The 18,625-nt window shown below is 64.6% G+C and carries 15 protein-coding genes and 1 pseudogene; 9 read left to right on the top strand and 7 right to left on the bottom strand.

All coding sequences use genetic code 11. From position 1 onward, the window contains the following. Nucleotides 1-90: 90 nt before the first annotated feature. The 3 genes and pseudogenes from Q0Q48_RS01255 to Q0Q48_RS01245 all read left to right on the top strand — a co-directional run. On the top strand, nucleotides 91-1,533 hold the full coding sequence (locus Q0Q48_RS01255; RefSeq protein WP_295132642.1) for a saccharopine dehydrogenase C-terminal domain-containing protein: 1,443 nt from the start codon (nucleotides 91-93) through the stop codon (nucleotides 1,531-1,533). A 475-nt stretch (nucleotides 1,534-2,008) separates the two neighbouring features. Next, a complete protein-coding gene (locus Q0Q48_RS01250; RefSeq protein ID WP_295132640.1) occupies nucleotides 2,009-3,007 on the top strand; it encodes a hypothetical protein in 999 nt (332 codons plus the stop codon). A 35-nt stretch (nucleotides 3,008-3,042) separates the two neighbouring features. After that, nucleotides 3,043-3,240 (top strand): annotated as a pseudogene (locus tag Q0Q48_RS01245) (glutamate dehydrogenase); the annotation flags it as partial. A gap of 212 nt (nucleotides 3,241-3,452) precedes the next feature. Here the strand turns inward: Q0Q48_RS01245 and Q0Q48_RS01240 are convergent. Next, nucleotides 3,453-4,631, bottom strand: coding sequence for a hypothetical protein (locus Q0Q48_RS01240; protein ID WP_295132636.1), 1,179 nt, complete (start codon nucleotides 4,629-4,631; stop codon nucleotides 3,453-3,455). Nucleotides 4,632-4,891: 260 nt separating this feature from the next. Here Q0Q48_RS01240 and Q0Q48_RS01235 point away from each other — a divergent pair, with 260 nt between their 5' ends. Continuing rightward, nucleotides 4,892-7,063, top strand: coding sequence for a PAS domain S-box protein (locus Q0Q48_RS01235; RefSeq protein ID WP_295132634.1), 2,172 nt, complete (start codon nucleotides 4,892-4,894; stop codon nucleotides 7,061-7,063). An 11-nt stretch (nucleotides 7,064-7,074) separates the two neighbouring features. Here Q0Q48_RS01235 and Q0Q48_RS01230 read toward each other — a convergent pair whose 3' ends face one another. Next, a complete protein-coding gene (locus tag Q0Q48_RS01230; RefSeq protein WP_295132631.1) occupies nucleotides 7,075-7,923 on the bottom strand; it encodes a hypothetical protein in 849 nt (282 codons plus the stop codon). Here Q0Q48_RS01230 and Q0Q48_RS01225 point away from each other — a divergent pair. Then, on the top strand, nucleotides 7,922-8,647 hold the full coding sequence (locus tag Q0Q48_RS01225; protein ID WP_295132628.1) for a hypothetical protein: 726 nt from the start codon (nucleotides 7,922-7,924) through the stop codon (nucleotides 8,645-8,647). The genes Q0Q48_RS01230 and Q0Q48_RS01225 overlap by 2 nt on opposite strands. 111 nt (nucleotides 8,648-8,758) lie before the next feature. Here the strand turns inward: Q0Q48_RS01225 and Q0Q48_RS01220 are convergent, their stop codons facing one another. The 5 genes from Q0Q48_RS01220 to Q0Q48_RS01200 form a co-directional block, all read right to left on the bottom strand. Further along, nucleotides 8,759-9,763 (bottom strand): TonB family protein, encoded by a 1,005-nt coding sequence (locus tag Q0Q48_RS01220; RefSeq protein ID WP_295132626.1) that lies wholly within the window; start codon nucleotides 9,761-9,763, stop codon nucleotides 8,759-8,761. Nucleotides 9,764-9,983: 220 nt separating this feature from the next. After that, nucleotides 9,984-11,591: a TRAP transporter large permease subunit gene (locus Q0Q48_RS01215; RefSeq protein WP_295133745.1), complete on the bottom strand. Its 1,608-nt coding sequence runs from the start codon at nucleotides 11,589-11,591 to the stop codon at nucleotides 9,984-9,986. A gap of 121 nt (nucleotides 11,592-11,712) precedes the next feature. Next, nucleotides 11,713-12,249 carry a TRAP transporter small permease subunit gene (locus Q0Q48_RS01210; protein ID WP_295132622.1) on the bottom strand — a complete coding sequence of 179 codons (537 nt, stop codon included), beginning with the start codon at nucleotides 12,247-12,249 and terminating at the stop codon, nucleotides 11,713-11,715. Between the two features lie 115 nt (nucleotides 12,250-12,364). Continuing rightward, nucleotides 12,365-13,780 (bottom strand): sodium:proton antiporter, encoded by a 1,416-nt coding sequence (locus tag Q0Q48_RS01205; protein ID WP_295132619.1) that lies wholly within the window; start codon nucleotides 13,778-13,780, stop codon nucleotides 12,365-12,367. After that, on the bottom strand, nucleotides 13,777-14,544 hold the full coding sequence (locus Q0Q48_RS01200; protein ID WP_295132616.1) for an SDR family oxidoreductase: 768 nt from the start codon (nucleotides 14,542-14,544) through the stop codon (nucleotides 13,777-13,779). The genes Q0Q48_RS01205 and Q0Q48_RS01200 overlap by 4 nt, the downstream gene beginning before the upstream one ends. Nucleotides 14,545-14,595: 51 nt before the next feature. Here Q0Q48_RS01200 and Q0Q48_RS01195 point away from each other — a divergent pair, with 51 nt between their 5' ends. The 4 genes from Q0Q48_RS01195 (at nucleotide 14,596) to ugpE (ending at nucleotide 18,622) form a co-directional block, all read left to right on the top strand. Further along, nucleotides 14,596-15,288 carry a glycerophosphodiester phosphodiesterase family protein gene (locus tag Q0Q48_RS01195; protein ID WP_295132612.1) on the top strand — a complete coding sequence of 231 codons (693 nt, stop codon included), beginning with the start codon at nucleotides 14,596-14,598 and terminating at the stop codon, nucleotides 15,286-15,288. Between the two features lie 132 nt (nucleotides 15,289-15,420). Beyond that, nucleotides 15,421-16,740, top strand: coding sequence for a sn-glycerol-3-phosphate ABC transporter substrate-binding protein UgpB (gene ugpB / locus Q0Q48_RS01190; protein WP_295132609.1), 1,320 nt, complete (start codon nucleotides 15,421-15,423; stop codon nucleotides 16,738-16,740). 152 nt (nucleotides 16,741-16,892) lie between these two features. After that, entirely contained in the window at nucleotides 16,893-17,774 is an 882-nt protein-coding gene (gene ugpA / locus Q0Q48_RS01185; RefSeq protein WP_295132606.1) for a sn-glycerol-3-phosphate ABC transporter permease UgpA, read from the top strand. Then, nucleotides 17,774-18,622, top strand: a complete 849-nt coding sequence (ugpE, locus tag Q0Q48_RS01180) for a sn-glycerol-3-phosphate ABC transporter permease UgpE (protein ID WP_295132603.1) — start codon at nucleotides 17,774-17,776, stop codon at nucleotides 18,620-18,622. The genes ugpA and ugpE overlap by 1 nt, the downstream gene beginning before the upstream one ends. Nucleotides 18,623-18,625 lie beyond the last annotated feature (3 nt).

Below are 18,625 nucleotides of genomic sequence, written 5' to 3'. Positions count from 1 at the left end.
CACAATTCGGGCGTACGGAACGACGGGGCCTTGAGAAAGGCCCCGTTGCTGTTTTTACTGGCTGCTCAACGATGGAACGGGGACGCTGACATGGCGAAGAAGACTGCACGCAAGCCGGCCGCGAAGAAGTACCTCGATTTCCATGGCCGCATGGTCATGGTGGGCTTCGGCTCGATCGGCCAGGGCGTGCTGCCCCTGATCCTCCGGCATATCGGCATCAAGCCCGAGCAGATCACCATCATCACCGACGACATGCGCGGCGGCGAGGACGAGGCCGAGCGGTTCGGCGTCGAGTTCGTCGAAAAGCGCCTGACCGAATCCAACCTGCGCTCGACCCTCGACAACCGGCTGGGCCAGGGCGACTTCCTGGTCAATCTCTCGGTCGAGGTCGCCTCGACTGCGCTGATCGAACTCTGCCAGAAGAAGGGCGTGCTCTATCTCGACACCTGCATCGAGCCCTGGCCGGGCGGCTATTCCGATCCCAACCTGTCGGTCTCGCGACGCTCGAACTATGCGCTGCGCGACACGATGATGAAGCTCAAGGCCCGCCACAAGGGCGGCTCGACGGCGGTGGTCGCCCATGGCGCCAATCCGGGCCTCGTCTCGCACTTCACCAAGCAGGCCCTGATGAACGTCGCCCGCGACACCGGCGTGAAGACGGCCGTACCGACCACGCGCGAGGGCTGGGGCAAGCTCGCCCAGCGCCTGGGTGTGAAGGTGATTCACATCGCCGAGCGCGACACGCAGGTCTCGCCGATCCCGAAGGACGTGGGCGAGTTCGTCAACACCTGGTCGATCGACGGCTTCGTCTCCGAGGGCGGCCAGCCCGCCGAGATGGGCTGGGGCACGCACGAGAAGGCGCTGCCGCCCGACGGCAAGCGCCACACGTTCGGCTGCGACGCGGCGATCTACCTGAACCGTCCGGGCCTGCTCACCCAGGTGCGCACCTGGACGCCGATCGAGGGGCCGTTCCACGGCTACATCATCACGCACAACGAATCGATCTCGATCGCCGACTACCTGACGGTGCATGACGGCAAGAAGGCCGTGTACCGGCCGACGGTGCACTACGCCTATCACCCGTGCGACCAGGCGATCATGTCGATGCACGAACTCGCGGGTAAGAACCTGAAGCAGCAGAAGCGCCAACGCCTGATCGTCGACGAGGTGACGGAGGGTCGCGACGAGCTCGGCGTGCTGCTGATGGGCCACAAGAAGGGCGCCTACTGGTACGGCTCGCAGATCGACATCCACGAGGCGCGCAAGCTCGTGCCCTACAATAACGCGACCTCGATCCAGGTCGTGGCCCCGGTCCTCTCGGGCATCATCTGGGCGCTCGAGAACCCCAACGAGGGCATCGTCGAGGCCGACGAGATGGACTTCCAGCGCAACCTCGAGATCTGCATGCCCTATCTCGGCCCGGTCGTCGGCAAGTACAGCGACTGGACCCCGTTGCAGGGCCGCGGCGAACTCTTTCCCGAGGACCTCGACAAGTCCGACCCCTGGCAGTTCAAGAACTTCCGCGTGATCTGATAGGCCAATGATCTATATGGTCTTTTGAAGCCTATAAAGACGGTGCGCCGGTTTTGCCTAGGTTTGGGATGCGAGCGATAGGGCCCGCTTCCCATGTTGCGTTCCTGACTGCGGCGACTGTTGAGTGCCTCAATACCAGCAGCAACCAGCCCGATTGACGGGAGGGTTCGCTTGCCTACCGGAAGTTGGCGTCAAGTCGCGCCCACAGACTGATGGCTGCGCTACGACCTGGCCGTAGCGATCAGGCGAGTTCGCTAGAAGCGAGGCGAATCCTGGCCTTATCGCAGCGCCACAAATCATTGGTTGGCGTCCCCGAGTGTTGCCAAGGTTTGCGCTCCGTGTGATATTTGCATATATGGTGCTGTAGCACAGACGCAAGATGGTCCAAGGTCCCTCGAAGGAGACGGCGACGCGTCTCTGCAGGGTGCCCTGCTAGGTGAATAGCGCGGGAGCGCTTGGTCATTGCTGACCTGACATGAACCGATATTGCACCCTCTTCGATCACCTGTTCCTGGATCGCGGGTTGGCGATGATCCGCTCGCTGCGTCGCGTCGAGCCCGGGTGCCGAGTCTCGGTGCTTTGCCTAACGCCATCGTGCGAGCAGGTGCTGAGGCGGTTGTCCGAGCCGGGTGTGACGTTGATCTCGCTCGCGGACTTCGAGCGGGAAAATCCCGACGTGCTCGCGATAAAGGATACCCGCTGCACCCGCGACTACTACTTCACCCTGGGAAGCTGCCTGGTCGCCTCGGTTATTCAGGAGGCTGAACCGAACGAAGTCGTGACATACCTCGACGCCGACCTGTCATTCTACTCGAGCCCGGCGCCGATCTTCGAGGCCATGGCAAGTGCTTCGGTTGGCCTGATGGGCCACCGCTTCCACCGGTGGACAAAGCGCCTCGAGAAATACGGGCGCTTCAACGTCGGCTGGGTGAGCTTCCGGCACGACATCGTTGGCAGGGAAGCCGCGCGGTGGTGGCGCGATAGCTGTATCGAATGGTGCTACGCATGCGTCGACGGTGATCGCTTTGCCGACCAGAAATACCTTGAGCACATCTACGCTCGGTTTCCGAAGGTGGTCGAGATCACGCATCCCGGCACCAACATCGGGCCCTGGAACATTTGCCGGCACTCGGTCAAGCGGGGCGCGGCGGGCACCTTCGTGGTCGATGGCCAGTTCCCGCTCATCTTCTTCCACTTTTCCGGATTGAGGGAAGTCGAACCCGACCTGTATCTCTGCAGCAACGTCTCGTACCTGGGACCCTTCTCGAAAACGGTGAGGACCGGTCTTTATGCGCCTTACATCCGGCTCCTTGAGAAGATCAGGCGCGAACTCGGTGACATTCCTCCGGACCCGTCCCCCGTCTGGATAGACTATCCGCCGCCGCGGCGTCGCATGCTGGCGCCCGTAATCCGGCTCGCCGGCAGGTTGGCGGGCCACTACGTACGAAGGGACCCAGGTGTGGAGCCTCAATAGGTTGTTCCTACTCGGGCCGAGGGTGCTGATGGGTGATGCAACAGAATGCCAGCCGCGATAGCTGGAGCTTTGAGCAGGCCGAAACCCGTCTGGCCGTGATCATGAAGGGCATACATGACGCGTGCTATCAGACCGCGGAGGAGTATGGCGCTCCAGGAGACTACGTGCTGGGAGCCAATATCGCGGGTTTCGCCCGGGTGGCCGAGGCAATGCGGATGCTGGGCGTTACCTGAGGATCCGCACGCCGCTGCTATCGCCTGGTGGGTCCAATGAGTCTCGACCTGGGCATTTGCCCCGGTGCGTTCAGCGGGTTCTGGAGGACCTCAACACCAGGATCGGCGGTGCGTGAACCAAGGTGAAGAACAAGTGCGGCTGCCGAATGCCGTATTTCAGGGAACGAGCATGAGGTTGGGAATGGTGCCGGGTCGGCAGTCCCTCCAACGCCTCATCGTTTGGGATTGAGAACCTGCTGGCCATCGTACCGGAAGAGGCCCGGGCACATGGGGGGCGGGAGGGCGAAGGGGCGGGAAAGGCCGGCTCCCCTGACGATGAGGACGAAGTCGAACTTGTCGGGGTCGCTGGCCGACAGGTTTACCTGGCAATCGGCCTGGAGTTCGCCGAAGGCGTAGCCACTGACGATGAAGCTTCGTCCAATCTGCTCCGGCAGTGAGATTCCCGCGGCGCGCAGGTCCGAATAGACGCTGTCGATCAGCCGGTCGTCCCTCGAGGCGAGGACGCCCGCGAGCTGCCCGACCAGCGGTCCCTTGACGTTCACGCTCTCGACGTTCCGTTGGACCTGCTCGAGCAGGTAGCGCTTGGCCTCGCGGGCCGTCATCGAGCGCGCCTGGGACGGTTCGGCGATACTGGATCCGCCGGTTGCGTGATTGCAGATATTCACGGCCTGCAGTTCGAGGCGGCCCAGCGGCGGTTCGGGCCCGCTGGGGCAGGCGCCGACGGTGAGGAACATCTCGTCGGTGTCGATGTAGAGCCAGGTGTCGGGCGGACGCACCAGCAATTGTGCGATGAAGCCCGCATCGATGCCGAGGTCGGCGGCGTAGCGGATCAGCGCCGAGGCGCCGGCCCTGCCGAGGCCGAAGCCGCGGGCGATTCCCGCCGTGGTGTCGCCCTTCGTCTCGTTCTGGACCACCGTGGAATCCAGCGTGAAATTGTGGAAGCCGACCTGGCCGCCGATTTCGATGGTGCGGCTGGGGATGGGGGTGGGCGGCAACCGGCTGGCCGTACCGCCCAGGAACGCCAGCGCGCAGGCGGACAGGCAGATGTCGCCCTTGCGCACGAGGGTGGCGACCTCGAATTCGCGGAACAGGTACCCGACCTTCATACCTTCGAGCAGGTCGCCGCCGCTGCTGCTGAGTTCGGCAGTTGCCAGTGGCTGACCGGTCATCTTGGCGGCCTTGCCCTTGAGGCCGACCAGCATGACCCGCAGCTTCTCGCCATCGCCCTGTTCGAATCGGCCGGTGATGCGAAGCGTATGGGCGACCAGCGGCGCCTTCGGGGTCAGCCCGGGAATCGACTTGCTGTCGAGGGTAATGTTGAGGGCACGGGCGTCCGGCAGGAAGCTCCAGCAGAGGAAGCTGATCGCAAGCGCCGACAACCACCTAGGCATCTCGGCCACCGCGCGTTGCCATCGGTTCGGAGTGCGTCACGCCTGTTCCCCGTGTCGCAGCAACGCCCGGGAAGAATTCCCCGGCGCCGGCAAAAAAATGTAACATGCAGCCACTTCTATATTCACTATCCCTTTAGGGCATAGGTGCGGGGCGACGATTGCGTTGGATCAAGGACGCAGTCGACGCTCTGGCTAGACTGGGAGAGCCGAACTCCGCGACGCGTTCAGGCCAACGATAGATGCATCCAAGTCGGGGGACGATGAAACAGCAGCAGCTTCCTCGGTCCGGGACGGAACCCAAAGCCCGCTCTGCGCGGTGGATTTTCTGTATTTCCCTGGCGGCGCTCGCCGGATTGCTGCTTCTTGCCGCCGCGCTCACGGTCGAGCACTGGCTGGACTTGGTCCCGTCGTTCCAGAGGGCGATGCAGGACCTGTTTTCGCGGGGAGCGCTGATGGCGATGGGCCTCGTCATTGCCCTGATCGCCTTCGGCTTTCTCTTCCAGCGTTCGTTGGCAAAGAGCGTCCGGCAGGGGCCGCCTGCGGAAGCGGCCCTCAAGGCCGGAGACCGGTTGCTCCTGATCGTGTTCGCAGCCTTTGTCCTGGGCATCGCCGGTACCGGATACCTTCTCAACAACGATCTGCGCACTGCCTTTCGCGATGAGCGCATGTCCCAGCAGGTCGGTATCGCCCGCCTCAAGGCGCAGCAGATCGACCAGTGGGTCGCTGAACGGGCGATCGACCTGGGATTTCTGGTCACATCCCTCAAAGGGTTGCCGCTCGAGCAGATCCAGCAGACTCCGGAACTGCGGCAGATCGTCGAGCTGGTCCTGTACCAGGTGTTGATCGGAAACCCCGAGCGGCGCGAAATCATGCTGTTTTCGGCCGATGGGCAATTGCTGGCGGAGGCAGGCGGCGCTCCCGGTCACAAGGATCATGACCGCGTCGAAGACCTGGTGCGCGACGCGGCCCGCGACGGCAAGCTGAAGATCGGGCCGCCGGTGCTCGATTCCGACACGCCGCCGAGCCCCAGCATGGCATTCGCACAACCGTTCGATGTGGGGACGACTCCGCCGCGCAAGTTCGTCGTGGTGCTCATGGTCGACCCGGCTGTCGACCTGTTCCGGAAAATTCAGGCGTGGCCGACCGACAGCGCGAGGTCGGAAATTCTGCTGGTGCGTCAAGACGGCGATGAGGCCGTATATCTGATTCCACCGCGCTTCTGGGACCGCCCGATCCCGCCCGAGGGGGTACGCCTTCCTTTGTCGACCCCGAACCTCATGGCCACCGCTGCGATCCGCGATGGAGACGGTACACGAGAGGGGTTGGACTATTGGGGCAAGCGGGTTATCGCAGCGTCACGGTCGGCCACGGCCGTTCCCTGGATCGTGATCGCCAAGTCGGACGAAGAAGAGGTGATGGCGCCGGTCGATCGCCGCTCCCAGAAGATCGCCCTCGTGTTCGGCGCCACCATCCTGGTGGCGGGATTTCTGGTGTGGTCGCTCTGGAAAAGGCAGCGCGAGGAAGCCCACGATCTGGCGGTGCGCAACCTGCGGTTCGTGCATGCCGTGCAGGACATGTTCATCGTGATCGACAGCAAGGACCGAATTCTCGAGACCAACGAGGCCGCGCAGAAGGCTGTCGGGTATGGCGCCGAAGAACTCCGGGGAAAGGACGCGCGAATTCTCAGAGCGCCCGACCGGACGGACGAGGACGATCGGCGTGCGATGGTGGAGGACACGGCCGGGCGACAAGTCGCGTTTCGGACCGTGGTTCGTCGCAAGGACGGCAGCACGTTTCCCGCGGAGGTGCGGATCAGCACCTTCGAACTCGAAGGGCAGACCTATCGCCAGGCGATGGGCGTCGACATCAGCGATCGCGTGAGGCTGGAGCAAGACGTTCTGCGGCTCGCACGAGTGAAGCGCTCGCTGCAGGCGGCGACCAGCATCCTGCTGCGGGCCCGGTCCGAAGCCGAGATCTTCGATCAGATCTGCGCTGCCCTGGTCGAGTTCGGCGACTACAGGATGGTGGCCGTCGCCGTTCCGAGCGACGATCCGGCCGAAAGAATTCGGTTTCCTTCCGTCGCAGGGCACGACGACGGCTTTCTCGCCCAGGTCAAGATCGTCTTGAAGGCCCAGCCCGTGGACAGCGGGCCGCCGCTCATGGCGATCAAGACCGGGGCCGTTCAGGTCAATCAGGATTTCGACAGCAACCCGGCGACATTGCTGATGCGCGAGGAGGCGCTGCGGCGCGGCTATCGCTCCAGCATTGCGCTGCCGCTACGGCGTCGCGATGCAGTGGTGGCGGCGCTGTCGATCTATGCGGCGCAGCCGCAGGCGTTCGACGCGGAGGAGGTCCAACTCCTCTCGGCCCTCGCCGACGACATCTCCTATGCCCTGTGCAGGCTCGCCTCGCCGCCGGCGGCAAAAGACTGATGCCGGTTTCGTCAGCGAAGGCTGACAGGAAGCTGGACGACGACGCCGGCGAAGACCTGGAAGGATGGCACGCCCGGGCCGCTCTGGATCACCGAATATTGCGGCTCCACGAAGGTGTTGAGGCGGGCGCCGTTGGGAAGCTCGAACACACGGCCCAGTCCCAGTCCGACCGGGACCACGGCATTCCTGCCGAGGGCGAACGACGCGATGCCCGAGGAGCGCAGATAGAACCCGTCACCCAGATTGTAGAAGAGCAGCGGTTGCGCCGTGACGGTCTGGAGCGTGCCGTCCAACGTCTGCTGCCAGGAGGCGAGGAGCGTCGTCAGGCCCCAGGAATGGGGTGCGCTGACGACCGTCTGTACCCCGGCCTGCCACTTGGAGGTGCCCAGGGCGGGAGCGCTCGCCGTCGGCACGACCAGTAGCGGGCCGATACCGGTCTTCACGGAGCCGAAGTAGAAGACCGCCAGGTCGAAGATCGTGAAATCGCCCACACCGTTGACCGCCTTCTCCGGGTCCCAGGCGCTGGCCACGATGGGCATCGATGCGCGCATCATCTGGTCCACGCCGAGAAGGGCATGAGGCAGGACGAAGCGCAGGTATCCCTGGTCGGCGCCACTGCCAGGCCGCTCCGCGAGAACGGGCTGGGCATAGTTGTGGAACTCGAACGCCATCTTGGGCGTCAGCGGATCGTTGGCGCTGTTCTGCAGGTTTTCCGCACTCGTCTGCGCCATCGCTTGCGCCTGACCGAGGAAAAGGGTGAGGTTCACCAGCAGGAACGCCCGGGTCCACCATCGCCGGGCGCCGGGTGAGGGTCTGCCATGGGCGCAGGCGGCGGACGAGCGGAAAGGCATGTCGGGCATGATCGCATCATTCGAACACGGCTTCATCTTCATCAAGACCCGGAAGACGGCCGGTACGGCGATCGAGCTGGTGCTCAGCAGCCTTTGCGGCGACGCCGACATCATCACGCCCATCCATCCCGACGATGAGAAGATCCGGCAGGCGCACGGCTGGCGCGGACCGCAGAACTTCCGTGTCGGGCCGGCTTCGGCGAGCGGCCATGAGGGCGTGCTCGAGAGGGGCGGCGAAGCCGACTACCAGGAGATGATGAAGGGACATCCCACCGGCAACGAGTACTACAACCACATGCCGGCGAGCCTGGCGCGCCGCATGCTCGGCGAGGCGTTCTGGGAGAAGGCCCACAAGTGGACGATCGAACGGCACCCGTATGAGAAGGCGGTTTCGCAGGCCTATTGGAAGATGTGGTTCATGGGCAGGCCGGCCGCCGACTTCCAGCCCGTCCTCGACGAGCTGATCGCCGGCAACGAGATCGACAACGGCGACCTCTACACCATCGACGGCAAGGTCGCGCTCGACGAGATCATCCGCCAGGAGGATCTGCCCGGGTCGTTCCAGGCGGTCCTCGCGAAGTCCGGGCTCCGGTTCGATGGCGAGCTGCCGCGCGCCAAGACAGTGCAGCGCGCCGATCGACGGCCCGCCGCGGAGATCCTGACGGAACCGCAGAAGAGGGCCATCTACGAGTCGTGCCGCGGGACGTTCGAGCTGATGGGCTACGAGCGATGAGCCCGCCGGCGGCGTTATCGCGAATAATTCGCAATTGCGGTGTGTGCCGGCGGGATGAACACGCCTGAGTCCCGGTGAATAAACGAAACAAACGAATCGAAAAAGGGCGACTTAGCGCCTGACCGACACCAGCGGTAGATCGAAGGGGGCGCTGGCCCCCTTGATGTTGTCTGGCAGGGGCGAATAAGGCGCGCCGGCGCGGACGCCGGCCAGCACGCCTTCGTCGAACTCCGGTTCGCCGCTCGAGCTGATGACGGTGGCGCCGAGCAGCCGGCCGTCCCGGGCGATGACGATCCGCACGACCGTCACGCCCTGGCGCTTCTGGGTGCTCGACTGGTAGCGGTAGCCGACGATCTTGCGCAGGACCTCGGCGAGGTAATTGTCCGCGACCTTGGCGCGCGCATAGGTGTCCGCGGGATTGACGAAGCGGTGCTGCGACGGCTGCTCGGCCGAGGACGCCGAGGGCGGTCGTTGCGACGGCGCCGTCGAAAGCGGCGACGGCTTCAGGGCGGGCTTGGGTGCGGGCGGGGGCGGCCTCGGCGGCGAGGCGAGCGCCTGCTGGTGCGGCGTGGGCTCTGGCGGCTTCGCGGGCGGCGATGGAGCCGCCGGTTGCGGGGGCGGCGGTGTCGGCGCCACTTTCAGCCCCTGTTCCGTCGGCGGCTCCGGCGCGGGCTTCACGGCGGGCGCGGGCGTCGGCGGCGCGGCTTCAGGTTCGGTCAGGAGGCTCGACTCCTCCTTGCTCTCGGGGGGCGGCGGGGCCGCCGGCGGTAGCTTCGACACCTGGTCGGTGGGCGGTGCCTGGGTCGGCCGGTCCCCCGTGACGGGCGCCGGCGGGCGCACGCCGAGATTGATCGGCGGCAGCGTCCGGGGCAGCGGAACCTGCTGCGGCTGGGCCGCGGGCGGCTGCGGAGGTGGCTCAGGCGGAGGGGGATCGGGCGGCTTGGGCTGCTCGAACGAGACGGTGATCGCCTCCTCGACCGGCGGCACTGGCGGCTTCTGCTGCGCCAGCCACCACAGCGCCGCCACCACCAGCACATGCAGCAGGATCGCCAGCGCGAGCGCGACGGGCGACATGCGGTCCGATCGATAGGAAAAGGCGCTTACAGCGTGGGCCACGAGGCAATTCTACAGCTTTTCGCCCCGGCGCCTGGCATCCTCGAGGCGAGGGGCGGGCCGGGTCTGCCTTGGCCGGGGACGCAGGCAACCTACAGAAAAGCGCCGGGCTGATCCTGCGGTTTCTTGTCCGCTCCAGCGGCCGAATTGCGGCCGTATTTCGGCTGCCGGGGGCGCGCCCGGCAAGCCCCGCCCGACCATTGGGCGGGGCTTGCGTCTCGAGCTACTTGAACGAGATCGGTGGGGCGTCGTCGACCGAGGGCGGTGCCTGGATCTCGATCTTCACCTTGTTCGGATCGACCCCGTTGCCCTTGTCGAGGCCTGCCGTGACCATGCCGGGGAAGGCGATGACCAACGCCACCATGATGACCTGGATGCACACGAACGGCACGGCACCCCAATAGATCTGCGCCGTGGTGACGCCATCCATCATCTTGCCCGTGATCTTGTCGACGTAGCTTCCTTCGGGCGCGACCGACCTCAGGTAGAAAAGAGCAAATCCGAAGGGCGGGTGCATGAACGACGTCTGCATGTTCACGCCCAGCAGCACGCCGAACCAAATCAAGTCGATGCCGAGGGCTTCGGCCGGCTTGGCCAGGAGCGGAATGATGATGAAGGCCAGCTCGAAGAAGTCGAGGAAGAAGGCCAGGAAGAAGATCAGTACGTTCACGACGATGAGGAAGCCGACCGGTCCGCCTGGCAGTCCCAGGAGGAGATGCTCGACCCATTGGTCGCCGTTCACGCCGTAGAAGCTGAGGCTGAAGACGCGCGCGCCCACCAGGATGAAGATGACGAAGGCCGTGAGCTTGGCCGTCACATCCATGGCCTGCCGCAGCAGGGCGAAATCCAGCCGCCGGTTGGCGAGAGCCAGAAGCACCGCGCCGGTGGCCCCCATCGCTCCGCCCTCGGTCGGGGTCGCGAGACCGATGAAGATCGTGCCCAGTACCAGGAAGATCAGCGCCAGCGGCGGCATCATCACGATGACGACCTGCTGGGCCAGCCGGCTCAAGAGTCCGAGGTTGAAGCTGCGGTTGGCGATCGCCAGCACATAGGCCAGAACGCCCGACAACGACGCCGCCCAGATTCCCTCCCAGTCCAGCACATGGGCCAGCACGAGGCTGCAGGCGACGACGCAGGCCAGGAGCACGAGCAGCGACGTGTAGCCGGCGCTTCCATTGTCCTCCTTGAGCTGCCGCGCTTCCGGCGGCAGCGCCGGCGCCACGCCCGGCGTGAAGATCGTCCGGGAAAAGACGTATCCGACATACAGGCCGGTCAGAACGAACCCCGGAATGATGGCGCCCTTGTACATGTCGCCGACCGATCGGCCGAGCTGGTCCGCGAGCACGATCAACACGATGCTGGGTGGAATGATCTGCGCCAGGGTGCCAGAGGCGGCGATGACGCCGGATGCGAGTTTCCGGTCGTAGCCGTAGCGCAGCATGATCGGGAGCGAGATCAGACCCATGGAGATCACGGACGCGGCCACGACACCCGTCGTCGCCGCCAGAAGCGCGCCCACGAACACGACCGCATAGGCGAGGCCGCCGGGCAACGGCCCGAACAGCTGGCCGATCGTATCGAGAAGATCCTCGGCCATGCCGGATCGTTCGAGGATCAGTCCCATGAAGGTGAAGAACGGGATCGCCAGGAGGGTCTCGTTCTCGATCACGCCATAGAGGCGATTCGGCAGCGCCTGCATCAGGTTGGGCGTGAACAGGCCCAGTTCGATGCCGATGATCGCGTAGAGCAGTCCCAGCGCGCTCAACGAAAAGGCGACCGGGTAGCCGAGCAACAGGAAGAAGACCAGCGACACGAACATGATCGGGGCCATCTCGGCCTTGACCCAGCCCGCGAGCACGCTTTGCGGCGCAACGAAGGAAGACACCACCAGCGCGGCGATGAAGATGAGGAAGAGATAGAAGATCCCGCGAAGAATTCTCATGGCGCGGGCCTCAGTGAGAGGACGGTGCGGTACGCGGGTCGACATAGACCCCGAGCATCACGCCCACCTGCTTGATGATCTCCGAGATGCCCTGCACAAGCAGCAGCACGAAGCCGACGACCATGATCAGCTTGACCGGCCAGCGGACCAGGCCGCCGGCATTGCTCGAATGCTCGTTGACCCGCACCGACTCGAGGAAGTAGGGCCAGCAGAAATAGAGCATGATCAGACAGAGCGGCACGAGGAAGAAGATGTGGCCGAACAGGGCGATGCGCTGGTTGGCTCGATCCGACAGGTGACTGGCGATGATGTCGATCCGGATGTGCTCCTTGCGCAGGAGCGCATAGCCCGCGCATCCCATGAACACGGCCGCGAACATGTACCACTGGAGCTCGAGCCAGGCGTTCGAACTCACGTTCAGGAATTTTCGGGAAATGGCGTTCAGGGTGCTGACCAGCACCATGACGAGGATCAACCAGTAGAGCGAACGTCCGACGAATTCCGTCATTCGGTCGATCGCAGCGCTCAGTTTGAGAAGTGCGGCCATTCCCGAAGCCTCCCCATGTACTTGTTTAATTTTTGTCAGCCACGACTCATTCTAATGCAGTTTTCTCACTGTGCCAGAAAATCCGGATGGCAAAACCACCTAGGCCGCTCGAGCCTCAGAAGAAGATCAGGGTGAGTAGGAGGAAGAGCGGCAGAAGAATCCCGCACGACCAGGCCATGTAGCCGAAGAAGCTCGGCATACGGATGCCGGCCTCCTCGACGACGGCCTTGACCATGAAATTGGGGGCGTTGCCGATGTAGCTGTTAGCGCCCATGAACACCGCGCCACAGGAAATCGCCGCCAGTGTGCTGGCGAGCGCGCCCATCAGCACGCTGGCATCGCCGCCGGCCAGGTTGAAGAAGACGAGATAGGTCGGCGCGTTGTCGAGGAAGCTCGAGAGGATGCCGGTCAGCCAGAAGTACCAGACATCGTTGGGCTGGCCGTCGGGGCCCGTCACCAGGGCGACCAGCGGCGCCAGGGCGCCGTCCTTGCCGGCCCGAAGGATGGCCAGCGCCGGTGCGATGGTGATGAAGATGCCGGCGAACAGCTTGGCGACCTCGGCCATGGGGCCCCAGCTGAAACCGTTGTCGATGCGCGACGCCCGAGAGGTCAGGCGCAGCGACAGGAAGCAGATTGCCACCAGAACCAGGTCGCGCAGCAGGTTCTGCAGTTCGAGTGTGACGTGGAAGACCGTGAAGTGGACGCCGGGTTTCCAGGTCCCGCTGGCCAGTACGGCCCCGACGATGGCTGCCAGCAGGATGATGTTGACGCCGCCCTCGATCCGCACCGGCGTCTCGGGAGTCGGGTCCGGCTTCGGACGGCCTTCCTTGCGGTACCAGTAGCTGTCGATGGCGTAGAACAGCGCCAGGAGGATGAGGGCGCAGACCAGCATCTCTCCGAACAGATGCTCGGTCGTCCAGAAGAAGCTGACGCCCTTCAGGAAGCCCAGGAAGAGCGGCGGATCGCCGAGGGGCGTCAGGGCGCCGCCGATGTTCGACACGAGGAAAATGAAGAAGACGAAGACGTGAATCTTGTGCCGGCGATCGTCGTTGGCGCGGATCACGGGCCGGATCAGCAGCATCGATGCCCCGGTCGTTCCCATCCAGCCCGCGAGCACCGTTCCGATCGCCAGCAACGCCGTGTTCATCGATGGCGAGCCGTGCAGGTTGCCCTTGATGCGGATGCCGCCGGTCACCGTGAACAGCGCCAGCAGCAGCACGATGAAGGGAATGTAGTCGAGCAGGAGGAGGTGGATGATCTCGTAAATAGCGGTCGGCACGCCATGAAGGACGGCGAAAGGGATCACGATCATCGCCGCCCAGGCGGCGGAGACCTTGCCGAAATGGTGATGCCAGAAGCTCGGCGCGGCCAGTGGCAAGATCGCGATCGAGAGGAGGATGCCGGCGAACGGGATCATCCAGGTGAGGCCGAGATGACGTCCGTCGATTGCGGGCGCGTCTGCCCCCGCCGCCAGTGCCGGCAGCGCGCAGGAGAAGGTGAGCAGACCGGGGAGGAAGTGTCGGAGTTTCATTGGCCCACGTAGGTTGCGGTGACGCCGCCGTCGACGGTGAGGGTATGGCCGTTGACGTAGCTGGCAGCGGGGGAGGCGAGGAAGATTGCCGCGCCGGCGATTTCGGACGGGTCGGCCCAGCGCCTGGCCGGGCAGCGCAGCCGCATCCGCTCGCCGGCTGCCGATGCGATCAGCTCTTCGTTGGTCTCGGTCGCAAAGAAGCCGGGCGAGAGGGCATTGGAGGTGACTCCGGTGGCGCCGAGTTCCGAGGCCAGCGCCCGGGCGAGGGCTTCGAGGCCCGCCTTGGCGGCGATGTAGGACGAAGCGCCCGGGGCGGCGAGCGTCGCGGCGATCGAGGTCACCAGGATCAGCCGCCCCCAGCCCCGTTCGACCATGCCCGGTACGACCAGCCGGATCAGCGCCTGCCCTGCCGACAGATCGGTGTCGACCAGGCGCGCGAAGTCGTCGGATTCGATCTCGGTGAAGGGGCGGCGGTCGCGTTCGCCGACATTGTGGATCAGGATGTCGACCGGCCCGGCATCGGCAAGGGCCAGCTTCATGGCGGTGCGGTCGGCCATGCCGAACACCACGCCGTCGGTTGCCCGCCCGGCGGCCCGCAGCTCGGCCAGCCGCGGCGCCAGCCTTTCGTGCGAGCGGCCGTGCAACAGCACCCGGGCGCCGGCCTCGGCCAGGCCCTTGGCCATTTCCCAGCCCAGGCCGCGGGCCGATCCGGTGATCAGTGCGGTCCGGCCGTCGAGGCGGAATTTCTCCGGGAAGGTCGACATGTATCGGGACATTCGGCTATTGCGGCAGCCGACTTAGCTATGGATTCGCATATGCTGCAACTCCCCAACGTGATCGGCCATCGCGGCGCCATGGCCTATGCACCTGAAAATACGCTGGAATCGTTTCGGGAGGCCCATCGGCGTGGGGCCACCTGGGTCGAGATCGACGTCAAGCTGACGGCCGACGGCGTCCCCATCGTCCTGCACGATTCGTCACTGAAGCGGACGACCGGGGTCGACAGGCTGGCGTCCGAGATGCGTGCGTCCGAATTGCCGCCGTCGGTGCCGAGCTTCGAGCAGGCGATCGCCTGCTTCGGCGAGCTGGGCCTGGGCTGCAACGTCGAAATCAAGCCGTGCGAGGGTCGCGAGGCGGAGACCGCCCGGGTCACCGTCGAGACCCTGCGCCGCCTGTGGCCGGCCGCGCTGCCGGCGCCGCTCCTGTCGAGCTTCAGGGACCAGTCCCTCGCCGCCGCCCGTGAGGTCGCTCCGGAATTTGCGCGGGCGCTGCTGATCGACGAGTTGAAGGACGACTGGCAGGGCCGCGCCGAAGCGGTGGCGGCCGCCGGCATCAACACCAACGGCAAGCGCCTGACCGCGGTCCGGGCCGTCGAGATCCGCAAGGCCGGTTTTGTCCTCAGCGTCTACACCATCAACGACGGCGACGTCGCCCGGGCGCTGGTCGGCATGGGCGTGCAGTGCGTCATCAGCGACGCGCCGGACGTGATCCTGGCCGCTCTCCAGTAGGTTCGACCATTTGGGGGTTGCGCTCGCAGCGCAGTCTTGGTGTTCTGTCATCAGACCGCAACAAAACCGACACATCACAGTCGTGCGGCCCGCCGATACATCGCCGGGGATTATTCTGGGAGGTTGTTCGATATGATACGGATTCTGCTGTCTTCCGTCGCGGCTGCGGCGGCACTCGCGAGCGCGTCCACCGCGTTCGCCCAGACCGAGATCCAGTTCTGGCACGCCATGGGCGGCAATCTGGGCGATACAGTCAATGCCCTCGCCGAGGGCTTCAACAAGTCTCAGAGCGAATACAAGGTCAACCCGGTCTACAAGGGTTCCTATACCGAGACCCTGACGGCCGCGATCGCTGCCTTCCGCGCCAAGCAGGCGCCGCACATCGTGCAGGTCTTCGAGGTCGGCACGGCCAACATGATGGCCGCCAAGGGCGCCGTCTATCCGGTCTACCAGCTCATGGCCGACGCCAAGGAGCCGTTCGATCCCAAGGCCTATATCGGCCCAGTCTATGGCTACTACTCGACTCCCGACGGCAAGCTGCTGTCGATGCCGTTCAACTCCTCGACGCCGGTCCTCTACTGGAACAAGGAGTTGATGCAGAAGGCGGGCCTCGATCCCAACAAGCCGCCGAAGACCTGGCCAGAGCTGGGCGAGATGGCGAAGAAGGCCGTCGCCGCTGGCGCCAAGTGCGGGTTCACGCCGCAGTGGCAGACCTGGACCATGATCGAAAATTACGGCGCCTGGCACAATCTGCCCTATGCCACGAAGGACAACGGCTTCGGGGGCACCGACATCGAGCTGAAGTTCAACGACCCAGCCCGGGTCAAGTTCATTCAGATGCTGGCCGACTGGACCAAGGACAAGACGTTCGTCTACGGCGGCCGCGAGGGCAAGTCGACGGCGCTGTTCACCGCCGGTGACTGCGTGTTCCACATCGCCTCGTCCGGTTCGGCCGCGGGCATCGACAAGGCGCTGGGCGGCACGAGCAAGTACGGCATCGGTATGATGCCCTATTCGCCCGACGTCATTGCCAAGCCGCAGAACTCGATCATCGGCGGCGCCACGCTGTGGGTGCTGCAGGGCCGTCCGGCGGCCGAGTACAAGGGCGTCGCCAAGTTCCTGAGCTACCTCGCCAGCACGCCGGTGCAGGCCAAGTGGCACCAGGAGACGGGTTATGTGCCGATCACCCTGGCCGCTGCAGAGGCGACCGAGAAGGAAGGCTTCTACAAGAAGTTCCCGGGTCGCGAAGTGGCCGTCCAGGAGCTGACGCTCAATCCGCCGACGGCGAATTCGAAGGGCCTGCGCATCGGCAACTTCGTGCAGATCCGCGACATCGTCGACGGCGAACTCGAGAACGTGTGGTCGGGCAAGAAGGACGCGAAGACCGCGCTCGACGACGCCGTGAAGGCTGGCAACGAGCAGCTCAAGCGCTTCGAAGCCGCGAACAAGTAAGGATGGCCTTGTCTGTGACCTTCTTCATGTTCCGCTCCCCCGTTAGGGGGAGAGGTTAGGTGAGGGGGTTACAGGGGGTGCGTCTCCGCCTCACCCAGCCTCTCCCCCGAGCGGGGGAGAGGAGGCTTGAAAGCGGGGAGCGTCTCTGAGCCATGGAAAAGCGCGTCACCTTCAATACACGCTGGCTGCCCTATCTTCTGTTGGGGCCGCAGCTGATCATCACGCTGGTGTTCTTCTTCTGGCCCTCGGGTCAGGCGATGTACCAGTCGGTGCTGATCGAGGATGTCTTCGGCGGCAATTCGAAGTTCGTCTGGTTCGAGAATTTTGCCCAGCTCTTCCGGGATGACAGCTACGCTCACTCGGCGCGGCTGACCGTGATGTTCAGCTTCCTGGTCGCCGCCATCGGGCTCGGACTGTCCCTGCTGCTGGCGGTCATGGCCGACCGGGTGATTCGCGGCGCCACGGCCTACAAGACCTTCCTCGTCTGGCCTTACGCGGTTGCGCCGGCCGTCGCCGGGGTCCTGTGGGGATTCCTGTTCAATCCCTCGGTCGGCATCGTCGCCTGGATGCTCCAGGGCATCGGCATCGAATTCAATTATGTGATCAACGGCAATCAGGCCCTGCTGCTGGTGGTGATTGCCGCGGTGTGGAACCAGATCAGCTACAATTTCCTGTTCTTCCTGGCCGGCCTGCAGTCGATTCCGAAGTCGCTCATCGAGGCGGCGGCGATCGATGGCGCGGGCCCCGGCCGCCGGTTCTGGGACATCATCTTCCCGCTGCTCTCGCCCACCGGCTTCTTCCTGCTGGTGATCAATATCATCTACGCCTTCTTCGGTACGTTCGGTGTGGTCGATGCGTTGACCAAGGGCGGGCCGGGCCATGCCACCAACATCCTGGTCTACAAGGTCTACAATGATGGGTTCCGCGGCCAGGATCTGGGCGGCTCGTCGGCCCAGTCCGTGATCCTGATGATCGTCGTCATCGCACTCACTTTCGTGCAGTTCCGCTTCATCGAGCGCCGGGTGCACTACTGATGGTCGAGAACCGGCCCTTCCTCACCGCGCTCAGCCACTTCATCGTGTTGCTGGGGCTGGCCATCATCGCCTTCCCGGTGTGGATGACGTTCGTTGCCTCGACGCACAGCCAGCAGACGATGCTGCAGGCGCCGATTCCGCTGCTGCCCGGCCCCCATCTGCTCGAGAACTACGCCAAGGTCCTGACCGAGGGCTATGGCAAAGTCGGCAGTACGCCGGTGATGATGACGCTGACCAACAGCCTGATCATGGCGCTGGGCGTCGCCATCGGGAAGATTGCGATCTCGATCATCTCGGCCTTTGCCATCGTGTACTTCCGCTTCCCCGGCCGGATGTATTTCTTCTGGGCGATCTTCGTGACGCTCATGCTGCCGGTCGAGGTCCGCATCGTGCCGACCTACGGGGTCGTCGCATCGCTGGGCATGCTTGATTCCTATTCGGGCCTCATCATCCCGTTGATCGCCTCGGCGACGGCGACCTTCCTGTTCCGCCAGTTCTTCCTCAGCGTGCCCGATGAACTCACCGAGGCGGCGAGGGTCGACGGCGCCTCGCCGATGCGCTTCTTCTGGGACATCCTGCTGCCGATGAGCCGGACCTCGATCGCGGCGCTGTTCGTGATCCAGTTCATCTACGGCTGGAACCAGTATCTCTGGCCGCTGCTGATCACCACCAAGGAAAGCTATTACACCGTCGTCATGACGGTCTCGCGCCAGGCCAATGTGGTCGATTCGGTGCCGAGCTGGAACCTGCTGATGGCCATGGCGATGCTCGCCATGCTGCCACCGGTCCTGGTCGTGGTGTTCATGCAGCGCCAGTTCGTGCGCGGCCTGGTCGAAACCGAGAAGTAGGCG

Origin of the sequence: uncultured Reyranella sp. (assembly GCF_945957355.1) — a bacterium.
In the GTDB taxonomy this organism is placed as follows: domain Bacteria; phylum Pseudomonadota; class Alphaproteobacteria; order Reyranellales; family Reyranellaceae; genus Reyranella.
Note: the sequence above shows the minus strand (reverse complement) of the source record. Positions and strands in the feature narration are given on the sequence as shown.

Coding starts and splice junctions, on each gene's coding strand:
- Q0Q48_RS01195 (WP_295132612.1), top strand. CDS start 14,596: ATGCTGCAACTCCCCAACGTGATCGGCCATCGCGGCGCCATGGCCTAT.
- Q0Q48_RS01230 (WP_295132631.1), bottom strand. CDS start 7,923: ATGCCCGACATGCCTTTCCGCTCGTCCGCCGCCTGCGCCCATGGCAGA.
- Q0Q48_RS01210 (WP_295132622.1), bottom strand. CDS start 12,249: ATGGCCGCACTTCTCAAACTGAGCGCTGCGATCGACCGAATGACGGAA.
- Q0Q48_RS01215 (WP_295133745.1), bottom strand. CDS start 11,591: ATGGCCCCGATCATGTTCGTGTCGCTGGTCTTCTTCCTGTTGCTCGGC.
- Q0Q48_RS01200 (WP_295132616.1), bottom strand. CDS start 14,544: ATGTCGACCTTCCCGGAGAAATTCCGCCTCGACGGCCGGACCGCACTG.
- Q0Q48_RS01235 (WP_295132634.1), top strand. CDS start 4,892: ATGAAACAGCAGCAGCTTCCTCGGTCCGGGACGGAACCCAAAGCCCGC.
- Q0Q48_RS01255 (WP_295132642.1), top strand. CDS start 91: ATGGCGAAGAAGACTGCACGCAAGCCGGCCGCGAAGAAGTACCTCGAT.
- Q0Q48_RS01205 (WP_295132619.1), bottom strand. CDS start 13,780: ATGAAACTCCGACACTTCCTCCCCGGTCTGCTCACCTTCTCCTGCGCG.
- ugpE (WP_295132603.1), top strand. CDS start 17,774: ATGGTCGAGAACCGGCCCTTCCTCACCGCGCTCAGCCACTTCATCGTG.
- Q0Q48_RS01250 (WP_295132640.1), top strand. CDS start 2,009: ATGAACCGATATTGCACCCTCTTCGATCACCTGTTCCTGGATCGCGGG.
- ugpB (WP_295132609.1), top strand. CDS start 15,421: ATGATACGGATTCTGCTGTCTTCCGTCGCGGCTGCGGCGGCACTCGCG.
- Q0Q48_RS01225 (WP_295132628.1), top strand. CDS start 7,922: ATGATCGCATCATTCGAACACGGCTTCATCTTCATCAAGACCCGGAAG.
- ugpA (WP_295132606.1), top strand. CDS start 16,893: ATGGAAAAGCGCGTCACCTTCAATACACGCTGGCTGCCCTATCTTCTG.
- Q0Q48_RS01240 (WP_295132636.1), bottom strand. CDS start 4,631: ATGCCTAGGTGGTTGTCGGCGCTTGCGATCAGCTTCCTCTGCTGGAGC.